Annotated in this window: 13 protein-coding genes and 1 pseudogene; 10 read left to right on the forward strand and 4 right to left on the reverse strand. The window is 45.7% G+C overall.

Annotation, left to right across the window (positions count from 1 at the left end; translation table 11 throughout):
• From ACUVJL_RS21495 to ACUVJL_RS21520, 6 genes are all read left to right on the forward strand, one after another.
• On the forward strand, positions 1–177 hold a 177-nt coding region (locus ACUVJL_RS21495), incomplete at its 5' end, for a transposase (protein ID WP_445247700.1).
• A gap of 364 nt (positions 178–541) precedes the next feature.
• Entirely contained in the window at positions 542–1,060 is a 519-nt protein-coding gene (locus ACUVJL_RS21500; RefSeq protein WP_445247688.1) for a helix-turn-helix domain-containing protein, read from the forward strand.
• Between the two features lie 73 nt (positions 1,061–1,133).
• Complete coding sequence (locus ACUVJL_RS21505; protein ID WP_445247689.1) at positions 1,134–1,694, forward strand: RNA-guided endonuclease InsQ/TnpB family protein; 561 nt, start codon at positions 1,134–1,136, stop codon at positions 1,692–1,694.
• A gap of 511 nt (positions 1,695–2,205) precedes the next feature.
• The gene (locus ACUVJL_RS21510; RefSeq protein ID WP_445247690.1) at positions 2,206–3,261 is read left to right on the forward strand and encodes an adenylate/guanylate cyclase domain-containing protein; all 1,056 of its coding nucleotides are present in this window, start codon (positions 2,206–2,208) and stop codon (positions 3,259–3,261) included.
• A gap of 36 nt (positions 3,262–3,297) precedes the next feature.
• Positions 3,298–3,726, forward strand: coding sequence for an NUDIX domain-containing protein (locus tag ACUVJL_RS21515; RefSeq protein ID WP_445247691.1), 429 nt, complete (start codon positions 3,298–3,300; stop codon positions 3,724–3,726).
• A 210-nt stretch (positions 3,727–3,936) separates the two neighbouring features.
• The gene (locus ACUVJL_RS21520; protein WP_445247692.1) at positions 3,937–4,392 is read left to right on the forward strand and encodes an HD domain-containing protein; all 456 of its coding nucleotides are present in this window, start codon (positions 3,937–3,939) and stop codon (positions 4,390–4,392) included.
• A gap of 158 nt (positions 4,393–4,550) precedes the next feature.
• On the opposite strand, the gene fabG is transcribed toward ACUVJL_RS21520, so the two are convergent.
• Entirely contained in the window at positions 4,551–5,315 is a 765-nt protein-coding gene (fabG, locus tag ACUVJL_RS21525) for a 3-oxoacyl-[acyl-carrier-protein] reductase (protein WP_445247693.1), read from the reverse strand.
• Positions 5,316–5,388: 73 nt separating this feature from the next.
• On the opposite strand from fabG, the gene trxA reads away from it, so the two are divergent.
• Together trxA and ACUVJL_RS21535 are read left to right on the forward strand one after the other, a co-directional pair.
• Complete coding sequence (gene trxA, locus ACUVJL_RS21530) at positions 5,389–5,706, forward strand: thioredoxin (RefSeq protein WP_445247694.1); 318 nt, start codon at positions 5,389–5,391, stop codon at positions 5,704–5,706.
• A gap of 50 nt (positions 5,707–5,756) precedes the next feature.
• Positions 5,757–6,371 (forward strand): hypothetical protein, encoded by a 615-nt coding sequence (locus ACUVJL_RS21535; RefSeq protein ID WP_445247695.1) that lies wholly within the window; start codon positions 5,757–5,759, stop codon positions 6,369–6,371.
• A gap of 419 nt (positions 6,372–6,790) precedes the next feature.
• On the opposite strand, the gene ACUVJL_RS21540 is transcribed toward ACUVJL_RS21535, so the two are convergent.
• The 3 genes from ACUVJL_RS21540 to serA all read right to left on the reverse strand — a co-directional run bounded on the left by ACUVJL_RS21540 (position 6,791) and on the right by serA (position 10,946).
• Positions 6,791–7,765: a hypothetical protein gene (locus ACUVJL_RS21540; protein ID WP_445247696.1), complete on the reverse strand. Its 975-nt coding sequence runs from the start codon at positions 7,763–7,765 to the stop codon at positions 6,791–6,793.
• Positions 7,766–8,287: 522 nt separating this feature from the next.
• The gene (prmA, locus tag ACUVJL_RS21545) at positions 8,288–9,178 is read right to left on the reverse strand and encodes a 50S ribosomal protein L11 methyltransferase (protein ID WP_445247697.1); all 891 of its coding nucleotides are present in this window, start codon (positions 9,176–9,178) and stop codon (positions 8,288–8,290) included.
• A 184-nt stretch (positions 9,179–9,362) separates the two neighbouring features.
• Positions 9,363–10,946 (reverse strand): phosphoglycerate dehydrogenase, encoded by a 1,584-nt coding sequence (serA, locus tag ACUVJL_RS21550; RefSeq protein ID WP_445247698.1) that lies wholly within the window; start codon positions 10,944–10,946, stop codon positions 9,363–9,365.
• Between the two features lie 656 nt (positions 10,947–11,602).
• Between serA and ACUVJL_RS21555 the strand changes: the two genes are divergently transcribed.
• Together ACUVJL_RS21555 and ACUVJL_RS21560 are read left to right on the forward strand one after the other, a co-directional pair.
• Positions 11,603–12,109 (forward strand): hypothetical protein, encoded by a 507-nt coding sequence (locus tag ACUVJL_RS21555; RefSeq protein ID WP_445247699.1) that lies wholly within the window; start codon positions 11,603–11,605, stop codon positions 12,107–12,109.
• A gap of 294 nt (positions 12,110–12,403) precedes the next feature.
• A pseudogene (locus tag ACUVJL_RS21560) lies at positions 12,404–13,649 on the forward strand (RNA-guided endonuclease InsQ/TnpB family protein); the annotation flags it as partial.

The raw sequence follows: 13,649 nt of genomic DNA on the forward strand, positions 1-13,649 counted from the left end.
ACTCTTTTTGAGTTGCCTTCTTACTCTCCTGAATTAAATTTAATTGAAATTTTATGGCGGTTTATTAAGTATGAATGGATTGAGATATCTGCTTACAAGAGTTGGGGAACTTTTGTTACCTCTGTGGAAAAAATCCTGAAAGAATTTGGAGAAAACTATGTAATTAATTTTGTCTAGCTACTTATGCTTAGTTTTGTTCGCAATAAAAAGTCATTTTATCAGAGGAGACTGAGAGCCATAAAGCTTATAGGGCAACCACTTTAGCCTTGTTGTCGCCCCCTGAAGACACATATTTTAACTACCAGCCGGTTCGCCCAAGGCGTATATTTAGATGGGAGTTAAAGGAGGTGAAGAAGGCCTCCGTACCCCAAATCCACGCCTCTTGATCAAAGGCGGGGCGGCCCCAGGTACGGCTCCCGCCAATTATATTTCGGGAGCTTCCTGATTCTCAATGTACTTTCTTGCACGTTGAAACAGTAATACAATCATACCAATGTGACGGAATATAGTATATTGTAACTAGGTCGAAAAAAGGAAGTTTATGCAACTCACCTACAAGTACAGGCTAAAACCCACTAAACATCAAGCGGTAACGATAGCGACTCACCTCGAACTTTGCCGTCGGCAAGACAACTACCGATTAGGCGAAAAATTTAAATGGTGGGAAGCGACCAGAACACCCATTAATGCCGGCCCTTTAACTGCATATCGAGTTTCAGTAGAGGAAATCTACAAGAATATTCCTCTAAGTAGAGTGCAAACCAGAGATGGCAGAAAAAAAGATGGATCTGGTAATTCCTTAACAAAAAAGGGTGATGTTTTCTCAAACATTGATGGTGGTAAGGTGCAGTGGTTGAAGGTACAGTTGTCTGACTTGAAAAACACCAAAAAACTCTTCCCTGATTACAAATCATTGGATTCCCAAGTTTTACAGGATGTAGAAAATCCTGTACAAAATTCCTTCTCAAATTTTACAACACTGATAAAAATGGCAATCCTAGAGGCAAGCCTAAATTCCCGGGTTGACCTTACTACAAATCTCTTACTTATCCTCAACTAGATAATTTGAAGATTATCAAAGATGAGCCTTCATAGGATGTGTATTGACTACCGCGAAAGTAGGTCAAGTGCCAATGGTATTCCATAGACAAATACCGCAAGGATTCAAGGTTAAGACTGGCACGGTTATCCCAGAAGCAGAGGGAGGGTATATTTCCCTAACGCTCGAATCTCAAACAGTTCCAGTAACGGTTGTAGAAATTCAACCGATCGCAGAAAACAGTATTAGTATGGATCTAGGGATTACTAATTACGCCTACCTATCCAATGGAGAACAAGTCGAAAACCGGAGATTCTTAAGGCAGTATTCTCAGAAGTTGGCAAGACGACCGTCGAAGCTAGCTAGCAGGGTTAAAGGTTCTAAGCCCTGGAAAATCCTCAAAGGCAAGATTTCTAAGCTCGCTCAATTTGTAGCTAGAACGAGAGGGGATTTCCCATTCAAAACACCACATAAGTTATTTGATAAGTGTGATGTTTGGGTGGTAGAGAAGTTGAGTCTTAAGAAGAGGAGTAAACGCGGCCCAGTCAAGACTGATATTGAAGATGGTAATTTGGTTGACTTGCCTAAGGGTCAAGCGGCTAAGAGCGGTTTGAATAAATCAATACTTGATGCGGCAAGCGGGTCAATTTACTAGGGTACTCAAATATAGCGGTTCTCAAAAAAGTGAGGTATGCTCTATGCCCTATGCCCTATGCCCTATGCCCTATGCCCTATGCCCATGAGTACCTCATCTTTCTGAGAAAGGCTATATGTCGCTGGGAAATGAGGTAAAAGCGTTGTAGTCCTTGACCCCAAGGGAATTTCTCAACCGGGTGAGAATGGTCTCAACAAAGTGCCTAAAGAATGGTCAGATGGATGGCATTGCTGTCAGTGTGGGGAGTCCTTGGCTCGATAGGAAAATTCAGCCAAACTTATCAAAAGACTTGGCTTGAATTACGAAAGTGGGGGTGGTTCTACGTTACTCAAAAAAGCCCTGGCATCGAGGGAAAAATAAGCCTGAGGTCTAACGGTACGAGTTGATGGTCAGGTTTGTTCACGGAATCAGGGGATGCAGAAAAGATGCCGAGAAACCGGGTTTTCATACAGGTTCGCTGCAATAACAGATGTCCGCGAGATTCCTCGCTAATTAGCTAGACGCGCCACATATGCCACAGATTCACTATCTGCCGGACGATCGCTCGATCGAGATAGACGACGACGATATAATTCTCGAAGCTTCGCTGCGTGCAGGCATTCCCCACACCCACATCTGCGGCGGTAGTGCCCGGTGTTCGACTTGCCGCGTATTAGTTGTCGAAGGTTTAGAATTTTGCTCTCCCCGCACTTCGCCGGAAGAGGAGCTCGCCAAAAAATTGCGCCTAGAGCCGGAAATTAGGCTAGCCTGTCAGACGCAGGTTGCGGGCGGCAAGGTGATTTTGCGCCGATTGGCGATCGATTCTGAAGACTTGGAATCATTTAACGACGAAATGGCGGGAAAGTTGATTTCTACTCCTGTGGGTCAAGAGAAGAAAATTGCAATTTTGTTTGCCGATATTCGAGGCTTTACTGCGTTTTCAGAATCGCTGTTGCCCTACGATGTAATTTATGTTTTAAATCGCTATTTCCAAAAAATGGGTTATGTAATCAACCGCAACGGCGGGATGATTAATAATTATATGGGAGATGGTTTTATGGCGCTGTTTGGGTTGGAAAATTCTGACAAGGCGGCCCAACAAGCGGTGAGGGCTGGGGTGGAGATGCTGGAGGAATTAGAGAAACTGAATCCCTATTTTGAGACTTTATACCGTCACCGATTGCGGATTGGGATTGGCATTCACTGCGGCTGGGTGGTTGTGGGGAAGTTGGGCGCGTCGAAAAATCAGACAGTGACGGCGATCGGGGATGCGGTGAATTTTGCCAGCCGGATTGAAGCGGCGAACAAGCAAGTGGGAACAAGTTTTTTGATTTCCGAGGACACTTATCAGGAAGTTAAGGATTTGGCGATCGTCAATCAGTGCGTATCCGTGCCAATTCCGGGGAAAAGTGGCGAATATCCGCTGTATGAAGTAGTCGGGATGCCGCCGCTGCCCGTGGAAATCGAAGAAGTTTCTGAGGTAAGGGAAGGTTCTATTTGGCAAAGTTTTGTCAATAAGTTACTGGCTTTGTATGCTGCGGTGTACAATTGGATTAGGCAAATTTGGATTCAAATTAGAAAACTATAGATCAACTTTTTTGAGTTTTGTTATTTCCTGGATAAGATGAATATTCCTCAGTCAATAGTTCGCATTTTTCTCATGCTCCCCAACGGTCAGATTGGGGCCCAACTGCGAGATAATATTCCAGGTATTGCCAGTCAAGGAATGCTTTCTACTTTTGGTGGTGGCCTGGACATTGGAGAAAGTCCACAGCAGGCAGCCCTGCGAGAAATGGAGGAAGAAACTTGCCTCACAACCAATTATTACAAAATGGAGTTTATCACAACTTTTACTCACCAAAAGACCCAAAAAGATAGAAAAATTTTACAAAAAAACCACCTTTTTTTGGCCAGAGTGAGCGATTGTGATAAAATAGAAATCAAAGAGGGTGTGGGTTTGGTAGTTTTGAGAAAAGATGTAGATTTTGAAAAAGTCAACGCCGGGGAAGGTACTCAAATGGCTTGGAAATTGTTGCAGGAATATTTAAAATAAAAACTCCTACACTACCTTTTATACCAATTTTTTATGAGGCTGCATATAATCCGATCCCCCCTAGCCCCCCGCCGGAGGGGGGGACAAGATCCCGATCTTTCGTCCCCCGACTATCAGGGGGATACGAGGGGGATCGAGATATGTGCAACTTCACATTAAATTGGTATTACCCGCGATGAGACTGAAACTTTAATATAGAACTTCTTTACGATGTTGTCAAATACGAATTCAGATTACCAATCATTACTACAACGAGCGATCGCGATCGCAGCAAAAGCTCATGAGGGGCAGGTTGATAAGGCAGGCAATCCCTATCTCGATCATCCGCTGGCTGTGATGGAAAATGTAAATTCTCTAGAGGAGAAAATCGTAGCGGTTCTACACGATGCGGTCGAAGATTCTGAACTTACACTTGAGCAACTTAGAAGCGAAGGTTTTCCAGAAGTTCTAGTCTCGGCGATTGCGGCGATTACCAAAATAGAAGGAGAAGCTTATGCAACTTATTTAGAGCGTGTGATTGCCAACCCGATCGCATTGCGAGTCAAAATCGCTGATGTTACTCATAACCTCGATCTTCGTCGCATCGCCAATCCGACTGAGGCAGATTTTCAACGCATTGCCAAATACAAAAAAGTCCTCAGTCAGTTGTGTGCAGCCTTAAAGTAATTATTATTTATTAAGTAAACTGAAAATAGGTAAATTCAGCCTAATTAATTTCAGTTCAAATAGGCTAAGAGACATAGATTCAACCGCAGATATCCGCCTTCATCGTGGCACAGGCATCTTGCCTGTGCGATATCTGCGGTTAAAAAAATCCCCAAATCCTAAGCCATCACCATTCCCCCATCCACATTAAAAACCTGCCCGGTTATATAAGCCGCTGCCGCATCTGCAGCCAAAAACTTGACCATCCCCGCAACTTCCTCAACTTCCCCATATCTCCCCAAGGGAATATACTTCAAAATCTCATCAGACTTGACATCCTTAGTCATATCTGTAGTGATAAAACCCGGTGCAACTGCATTCACAGTAATCCCGCGACTCGCCAACTCTTTCGCCACAGTTTTAGTAAACCCAATTACCCCAGCCTTCGCCGCACTGTAATTAGCTTGTCCCGGATTGCCCATTTGCCCAGCAACCGAAGCAATATTAATAATTCGGCCGCTTCGCTGTTTCAGCATGATTTTACTGGCAGCTTTCGCACACAAAAACACGCCGGTTAGATTCAAATCAATCACCGCTTGCCAATCTTCCAACTTCATCCGCAACAGCAAAGTATCGCGAGTAATGCCTGCATTGTTCACCAAAATGTCAATCCGTCCCCATTTTTCCATGACATTACTGGTGAGTAAATCTACTTGGTCAGTTTTCGAGACATCTGCTGCAAGTGCGACAGCTTCTCCTCCTGCTGCGACTATTTCTGCTACCACCTCATCAGCAGCAGCACTCGAACTCGCATAGTTTACGGCGACTTTAGCGCCCTCTGCCGCTAGGGCTAAAGCAACGGCGCGGCCGATTCCCCGTGACGCACCGGTCACGACAGCAACTTTACCTCGCAATCTCTGAAAAGTCTCTGGCAATAGTTCCATAATTGTATCCTCGCAATCTACCAGAGAATTTTGCACTAAAATCGAGCCAGAACCAAAAAAATTATTTTGTCTTATGGCAGTTCAAAAACAGTTCAGCAGTTTTGAGGAGTTACTATCGGGCTCTGACTTGCCGGTGTTGGTAGATTTTTACGCTACTTGGTGCGGGCCTTGTCAGATGATGGCACCGATTTTGGAGCAAGTGAGTGGTCAAATGAAAGACAAGCTGATGGTTGTCAAAATTGACACGGATAAGTACGACCAGTTGGCGTCGCAGTATCACATTTATGCTTTGCCGACTTTGGTGCTGTTCAAAAATGGCGCTGAGGTCGATCGCATTGAGGGAGTGCTGCAAGCGGCGCAATTGATCGATCGACTGCAACCTTTCTTATAGTTAGGGTATCTTACCTTAATTATTTTACCGCAGCACGGGTCGAAACTCCTGTGCTGCTAGCTGTTTACCCGTTGACAATGAAGACTCCCAGCCACGCGATTATCAATCTGGCAATTCTCGGTAGAACTCAGCATTCTGAGTTTAATTTGCTCATAGTTATGGGCGGAATCTTGCCGGATATTCCGATATTTTTCTTTTACTTTTGGGCGAAATACGTTGCTCGTATGCCGGAAGCTAAAATCTGGTCGGAAGCATATTATGAGCCTTTTGTCCAGAATATTGTGGCTCTATTTCATTCTATGCCATTGGCTGCGATCGGCTGGCTGATTGCTGATTACTTTGGCTGGCAAAGCATCCAAATTCTATTTCTGAGCATCATCCTGCACTCTCTGGGAGATTTGCCAGTTCATAATGACGACGCTCACCGGCACTTTTTTCCGTTCAGCAATTACCGTTTTATCAGTCCGATTTCTTATTGGGATAGGAAGCACTACGGGTCAATTGTTTCTTTGGTTGAAATGTTGTTAGTGCTGCTGTCAACTTACCGTGTTTTTGGTTTTGTTAATTCTTATATTGGTAAGACATTGTTGATTTTGGTGAATTGTTTTTACTTAGTTGGAGCGCTATTTTTTTACGTTCGTTCTTTGTTTAAATTCATGTCTTAAGAAGAAGGAAGAAGTCACCCCCCCCTGCCCCAGGACTGTTTCATTCTTTGTAGGGGCAATCCCCCGTGGCGGTAGGCGCGTGCGAAGCGTCGCCCTGAGCGTAGTCGAAGTATGATTCTTAACACTTCATCGGGCGAAGCTACCGAAAGTAGTCTGACTCTCCCTCGATGTCCATTTAGAGTCGTGGCGATGCCCCATCCCGACTTTTCTCAATTTTAGCTGAAAGCCGTCCTAGAAGGACGGGGTTTTAGACCCATTTTCTTGATAAAAAATCCGGATTTTTTCTTGCACGGATATAGCAAAGCTGACAATAGCGGGATACTTGGAAAGGGTTGTCAATCTTTTGATAACTGACAACCCAATTTGGAAACGCATTCCCCGAAAGAGGCCCGCCTCCGCAGATTCGTGAATAAGGCAGACTAAATGAGTGATTCTATAATTTTAACAGCGTCTTGAACCTCCTCGAATAAGTCTTCGCGAGGTTTAAAAACAGAGCCATCGGCGTATCTCGCAGGGCTTGATACAGGTCCGTGATCCGCGTCAATGCTCTTCCGCCACCTCTCTGCGTGGGTTCTCCACTTTTCCGTGTCGACGAGTTGGGGATTCCTGAACCAGAGATTCCAAGTCAGTACATTGCCAGCTTGCAGCATATTGCCAGAAGCAATGTTGAAAAGATCCAGGATTTTTTGGTTAAAGGTATCGACAGTGGGATGATTTCTAGGGATGATACCGCCAATTTCCACCTCTATATTCCCAACAGACCATGCATTATCTTGGTGTCTAGCAAAGTCAGGAGCGTTAAATAGGCTACTTTCGCCAGCCCGAATTGGAAAGATGGGTTGATCGGGGTCGTTGACCTTATGGGTAGTGACCTGAATCGCGTTTTCTTTGTCTGAGGGAAAGGGAAGAGATTTTTCTTTAAAGAGATCCCATGCTCGCTGAACCAACCAATTTTGGTGCGAACTCGGACTAAACCAAATCTTACCTTCGACGGTCATATCAGCTGCTATCCCTAACTCTGGATTTGTCTCGTTAACCCAACCCCTCTGTCCGGTAACGGTAACTTCTACATTCAGACAAGTTATGTTAGGAACACAAGCACCTTGCTGGGGACATATAATGGACCATATTCTCCCAGTATCGTCGTAACCGATGCTGGAAATGTTGTGGGCAAACATCTGAAAACATCTAGAATCCTGCTTTCCTTGAACGGTTTCCCAACTGAACTCGGGCCAATATACAGGCTGCTGGCGTGTGATTCTCGTAATGTTGGCCATGTTATGCAACATTGGCAACGAGTTAAGTTCTGGTTTTGGATAGGCAAACAATGGATTTGAGTCAGCGAATCCGCCTACCCATCCTGGTACGATGTCTGAATTTTGATTTGGTTTCATTAAACTTGCATTTAGTTGGTTATCGAATTCCAATATTTTTGGCTCACAACGAGCCGGATAGAACGTGCATTGAAACACGGTTTCCAATCAATCAGTATCCCTAGCGAGTAGGTATATTTTATTATCTTACAATAGTCCGGACAGTTTTTATATGGCTGAAGGGCTTATTCTCTAGGACTTTGAGCCACTGTGGATAATTAAATCAATGTCAGCTCCACCCCTGACTTGCATTTAATTCGACTTTATTTATGATCCTTGCCCTGTAAAGCTTGTAGTCTCGTTCCAAAAACTGTCCGGAGTATTGATCTTAGCATAGCCACTACATAATAACCCTCTTCTGTCACTCTCCGAAAAATGGGGGTCAAACCCTGATTCTTTCGTTAGGTGTCGTTGGCTGTAATGACGGAAATTCGTCAGAATTTCGGAAAGTGACAAAAGAGGGATAATAAGCAAGAAGGAAGAACTATGCCCAATGCCCAATGCCCAATGCCCAATGCCCAATGCCCAATGCCCAATTAGATGCTAACTGCGCCGAATATTAAAACAACACCAATCTTGGCGCTTCCATAGAGTAGCGACAATCCAGCCGTGCTGTTCGAGAGTATCAGCAATTGGCTTAGCTTGTTCGAGCAAAATGCCACTGAGCACAGCCCAAGTTGTCGGTTTGCTAATTGAAGTGAATTGCGGGATTAAATCGATGATTACTTCTGCTAAAATGTTGCACATCAAACCGTCGATCGGCTCATCTACCATTTCTTTGAGCCGATCGATACTGCCGAGCTCTGCAACCAACTGGTGAGAATTAACGCGGTTGAGTTGTCTGTTGCTAATGGTCGATCGCACTGCCAAAGGATCTGTATCCAAAGCATAAACTTTTGTAGCGCCCAACAACACCGCGCCGATCGACAAAATACCCGATCCGCAGCCGATATCGGCAACTACGTACTCTTTGTCATCAAAACCGAGCCGCATTTCCAGCGACTCCAGACACAGTTGAGTAGTAGCGTGAGCACCGGTACCGAATGCTACACCCGGATCTAAACGCAAAATGAGGCGATCTGTATCAGTTGGTACGGGCAGCCAGGCCGGATTAATTAAAAAGCGATCGCCCACTTCTTGAGGCTGCCAGTGCTGCTTCCAAGTGCTGCCCCAGTCTTCCTCTTCAATCAAATCCCACTGCATCGCAGGTAGGGGCAAACCTGCACACAGAGCATCTTGGCGCAGCCACAGAGACAGAGCGGCCAAATCCAGCAATCCTGCTTGTTCTTCGGGCAAATAAGCCGACATCAGGCAAGAATTGCTTTTGATCTCAGTAGCAGTTCCCCGACAGCTAAACCGTTCCAGACGCCAAAAGATGATATCTTCCAGCGCCGGATCGCAAAGAATTCTAATTTCCCACCAGCTATGTGCCATAACGATTTTAGATTTTAGATTTTAGATTTTAGATTTGCCCCGGGGAACTGGAGACTGGGAACTGGGGAGTGAGGAATGAGGATTGGCTAATAGAAAAATTCCCGCTTTCTGGCCAATTACCAATGACCAATTGCCCATTACCAATTATCAGTCCTTGCATCCAAAATCTAAACTCCAAAATCCTTCAAAGATTTACCGTGTAAGCATCCCGAATTCCCGAAACTTTTAGGATCTCGGCGAGTATCCCCTCTGGTAGGGGGTCATCGAGGCTCAAAACCATTACGGCATCGCCTCGCACGATTTTACGGCCTACTTGCATACTCGCAATATTGACATTAAAACTGCCCAATTGGGAACCAATTTTGCCAATAATCCCCGGCATATCGCGGTGCAGGGTAAACAGCATATGGTGAGTGGGGGAAACGTTGACCGGGAAATCGTCAACGCTGGTAATCCGAATTTCGCTTTCGCCGAGCACTGCACCCGTGACTGTGTGTTCGCCGAGAGTTCCCTTGGCCGAGAGGTGCAGGGAGCCGGTGTAGTCGCGAATTGAGGCGTCTCTGGTTTCGACGACGCGAATTCCGCGTTCTTTTGCTTCGATGCTGGCGTTGACGTAGTTAACGCGCTCTCGCAGGGCTTGGGAGAGCAGGCCTTTGAGGGCGGCAACGACTACGGGCTGGCTTTGGTTGTTGGCCAATTCGCCTTGCAGTTGGACGTTGAGGTAATCGACTCGGCCTCCGGCTAGCTGGCTGACGAGGTTGCCGAGGGTTTCGGCGAGTTGCAGGTAGGGTTTGAGTTTTTCGATCGAGTCTGGGAAAATGCCGGGTATGTTGACCGCCGATCGCGCGGGCAGCCCCAAGAGCACGTCGCGAATTTGTTCAGCAACATCGATCGCCACATTCACCTGAGCTTCCGCCGTGGATGCTCCCAAGTGGGGCGTCAGCACGAGGTTTTGGCCGACACTCCGCAACGGGGAATCGGCTTGCAGCGGTTCCTGTTCGTAAACGTCCAAAGCTGCGCCGGCGATCTTACCTTCTTTGATGGCTTCTGCGAGGGCTGCTTCGTCGATTATGCCACCTCTGGCGCAGTTTATGATCCTGGCCGTGGGCTTCATTTTCGACAGCACTTCCGCGTTAATTAAGTGGAGGGTTTCCGGGGTTTTGGGGATGTGCAGGGTGATGTAGTCGGATTCGCGCATCAGCAGTTCGAGTTCTACCAAGCGACAGCCCAACTGTTCGGCTCTTTCGGTGGAGATGAAGGGGTCGTAGGCGAGCAGTTTCATGCCCATTGCTTTGGCTGCGGCGGCGAGGTGCGAGCCGATTTTGCCCAAACCGACGATGCCGAGGGTTTTTTTGTAAACTTCTACGCCGATAAAGCGGTTGCGTTCCCATTTACCACCTTTGACGGATGCGTTGGCTTCCGGGATGTGGCGGGACATGGAGAGCATCATGGCGATCGCGTGTTCGGCTGCGGCGATGGTGTTGCCTTCGGGGGAATTGACGACTACAATTCCTTTGCGAGTAGCGGCGGGTACATCGACATTATCTACGCCGACACCGGCTCTGCCGATGATTTTGAGTGCATTCCCGGCTTCTATGATTTCTTTGGTAACTTGGGTGCCAGAACGGATCATTAAAGCGTCGTAATCTGGAATAATTTTTACCAGTTGTTCGGCTGAAAGTCCTGTGTTTACGTCAACTTGCGCGACTTGGGAAAGGATGTCAATTCCGGCTTGGTCGATCGGATCGGATACTAAAACTTTAGGCATAGCAAGCAATTGAGTGGAATCAGTAAAAATAGGCAAGCGCGTTGGCGAGCACAAAGTTGAGGCTTAAACCAAGGGCAGTATCTCACGGCTGGGCTGAAGCTTGCCTTTGTGCAGTTTGAATTGTATCTGCATTCGGTCTTGACCGACCGTTTTTGCTTGAAATATTTTAGGTTTCGGGGCGATCGCACTCTCGGACGGTCTGGAAATCCCCGAACTGCTTAGCTAGTATGTCTTTTCCGACTATAATTATTTCTAGGTGTCCGAGCCTAACCATCAGGAATTTTTGTCAGTCAGGAACCTCAGCCTAAAGGCATGAGGCTTGAAGGAGGAATCTAACAAGCCATTCTGACCAGCCTTAGTCTTAAGTGACTACGTTTTTTGAGTCACGATACCCGCTTGATGCGTAGCTAGTCCCTTGCTCTATCGTTGAGAGTTAAACAGTTCGGTATGTCACGCTCAACAGTGCTTTCAACCTAACAAGCTCACTAAACATTGGCGAAGTACAGACGACCTGGCAGGTCGTCTCTTTTACTCCGAAAAGAGATTGAGGCAACCATACCTCAGCGGAGGGGCAACCATACCCCTCCACCCCGCGAGGGGATTCAATTCAATGTAAAGCCGTCCTCAAAGGACGGGGTTTCAAACCCATAGTTCTGATGAATTATCTTATCGCCGTACTGCCCGATCGAATTCAAGCCGAAGCTGCCTACTGTGCTCTAGAAAAAGAAGGCTTGCCCATGAAGCAAGTGAGCATTTTGGGCCGCGGCTACAAAACTGCTGATGAATTTGGCTTGATCGACCCCAACCAGCAAGCGAATAAACAAGCTAAACTCATGGCTGTTTGGCTGGTGCCGTTTGGCTTTATTGCTGGCGTTACTTTCAGTCTGATGACTCAGTTGAAGACTTTTGCCTGGGCGGGCGAAATTGGCGATCACGCGATCGGCGGAGTGCTAGGTGCGATCGCCGGCGGGATGGGCAGCTTTGTTGTTGGCGGAGCCGGGGGCATGGCTTTTGGTAGCGGCGATGCTTTGCCCTACCGCAACCGTTTGAATGCGGGTAAATTTTTGATTGCGGTTAAGGGTACTGATGATTTGACTGGGAAAGCTGCGAAGATTTTGCAGCAGTTTAAACCGGAAAATATCCAAGGTTATACAGAGACTTAGTTATTTGTTTGTTAACAGTTGACTGTTGACTGCGTCGCCCTGCCCTTCGACTACGCTCAGGAACCGCGGTCGAAGGGTTGACTGTTGACATTCAACTCGTGTAATATTTGGAGGCAGTTATGGAATCACAAACTATCCCCCCTACCTTCTCTCCTAGAATTAACGGTCGAATTAACTGACGAGCAGTTTTTTCAGTTGTGTATTGTGAAACTTCATTAAGTTTGTAAGCATCAATAAACAATAATAGTATCCTTTAGTCAGAGAAGTTAGAGAAATGTTGCGAGGAAGTTCTGAATGCAACTAGCAGAGCGGCACATCATTAAATCTACGGAGTACCGTTTCCCTGAGATTGATGAATTAGCTTTTAAATCCAAAAATCTCTACAATGCAGCTAACTACGTCATTCGTCAGAGTTTTGTTTATGGATGGAGTTACATCAATTACAACGAGATGAACAGTTTGATGAAGTCTCATCAAGCATACAAGGCAATGCCCGCAAAAGTCAGCCAACAAATCTTGATGATATTGGACAAGAATTGGAAATCGTTTTTTGAAGCGGTTAAAGCTTACAAAACTGATTCCTCTAAATTTACTGGTCGCCCAAAGCTGCCGAAGTACAAAGATAAGGTCAAAGGGCGAAACATTCTCGTCTACACGATCCAAGCAATTAGTAGCAAACAATTAAAAAAAGGGATCGTTAAGCTTTCGGGTACTCATCTCTCAATCAAAACCAAAGTAAATCCCGATCAAATCTGTCAAGTTAGAGTGGTTCCAAAATGCGATTCTTATGTAATTGAGGTAATATACGATGAACCGGAGTCCACCGCCAGCGACGATAAATTCGTAGCTAGTATTGATTTAGGACTGAATAACTTAGCGGCGTTAACTTCAAATCAGCCGGGCTTTACCCCTCTCCTGATTAACGGGCGACCATTAAAATCAATCAATCAGTTCTACAACAAACGTAAAGCACGGTTACAATCTCAATTGAAAGGAAGTCGCAAGAGTTCACCCCGCATTCAACGATTAACTCGCTGTCGCAACCAAAAAACTGACAATTACTTGCATCATACCAGTCGTTTAATTGTTGACCTTTTGGTCGCCAAACAAATTGGGACGTTAGTAATTGGCAAGAATGCACAATGGAAAACTGAGATTAATTTGGGAAAGCAAACTAATCAAAACTTTATCAGTATTCCCCATGATCGACTAATTGAGATGTTGGAATATAAAACTCGATTGGTGGGGATTAAGGTCGTTGTGCAAGAAGAATCTTATACTTCTCAATCAAATTTTCTCGGTTTAGATCCAATTCCTGTTTATGGAAAAACTGATAAGGATGATGTATTTACTGGCAAGCGGATCAAAAGAGGTTTGTACAAGACTTCAGCAGGTCAATTAATTAACTCCGATGTTAACGGGTCTTACAATATTCTGAGAAAAGCAATCCCAAATGCGTTTAGCAATGGGATAGAGAGCTGCGTAGTTCGAGCCTTGCGCGGGTCAATCCGCTCAAAGTACAAGCGAAAGGGGAGGGACT

The sequence above is a fragment of the Microcoleus sp. OTE_8_concoct_300 genome (assembly GCF_031383065.1).
Classification (GTDB): Bacteria; Cyanobacteriota; Cyanobacteriia; order Cyanobacteriales; family Microcoleaceae; genus Microcoleus.

Excerpts from the sequence above, each read along its gene's own strand:
- trxA (WP_445247694.1), top strand. The coding sequence starts at position 5,389 with ATGGCAGTTCAAAAACAGTTCAGCAGTTTTGAGGAGTTACTATCGGGC.
- ACUVJL_RS21510 (WP_445247690.1), top strand. The coding sequence starts at position 2,206 with ATGCCACAGATTCACTATCTGCCGGACGATCGCTCGATCGAGATAGAC.
- ACUVJL_RS21500 (WP_445247688.1), top strand. The coding sequence starts at position 542 with ATGCAACTCACCTACAAGTACAGGCTAAAACCCACTAAACATCAAGCG.
- ACUVJL_RS21555 (WP_445247699.1), top strand. The coding sequence starts at position 11,603 with ATGAATTATCTTATCGCCGTACTGCCCGATCGAATTCAAGCCGAAGCT.
- ACUVJL_RS21520 (WP_445247692.1), top strand. The coding sequence starts at position 3,937 with ATGTTGTCAAATACGAATTCAGATTACCAATCATTACTACAACGAGCG.
- ACUVJL_RS21505 (WP_445247689.1), top strand. The coding sequence starts at position 1,134 with ATGGTATTCCATAGACAAATACCGCAAGGATTCAAGGTTAAGACTGGC.
- prmA (WP_445247697.1), bottom strand. The coding sequence starts at position 9,178 with ATGGCACATAGCTGGTGGGAAATTAGAATTCTTTGCGATCCGGCGCTG.
- fabG (WP_445247693.1), bottom strand. The coding sequence starts at position 5,315 with ATGGAACTATTGCCAGAGACTTTTCAGAGATTGCGAGGTAAAGTTGCT.
- ACUVJL_RS21515 (WP_445247691.1), top strand. The coding sequence starts at position 3,298 with ATGAATATTCCTCAGTCAATAGTTCGCATTTTTCTCATGCTCCCCAAC.
- serA (WP_445247698.1), bottom strand. The coding sequence starts at position 10,946 with ATGCCTAAAGTTTTAGTATCCGATCCGATCGACCAAGCCGGAATTGAC.
- ACUVJL_RS21540 (WP_445247696.1), bottom strand. The coding sequence starts at position 7,765 with ATGAAACCAAATCAAAATTCAGACATCGTACCAGGATGGGTAGGCGGA.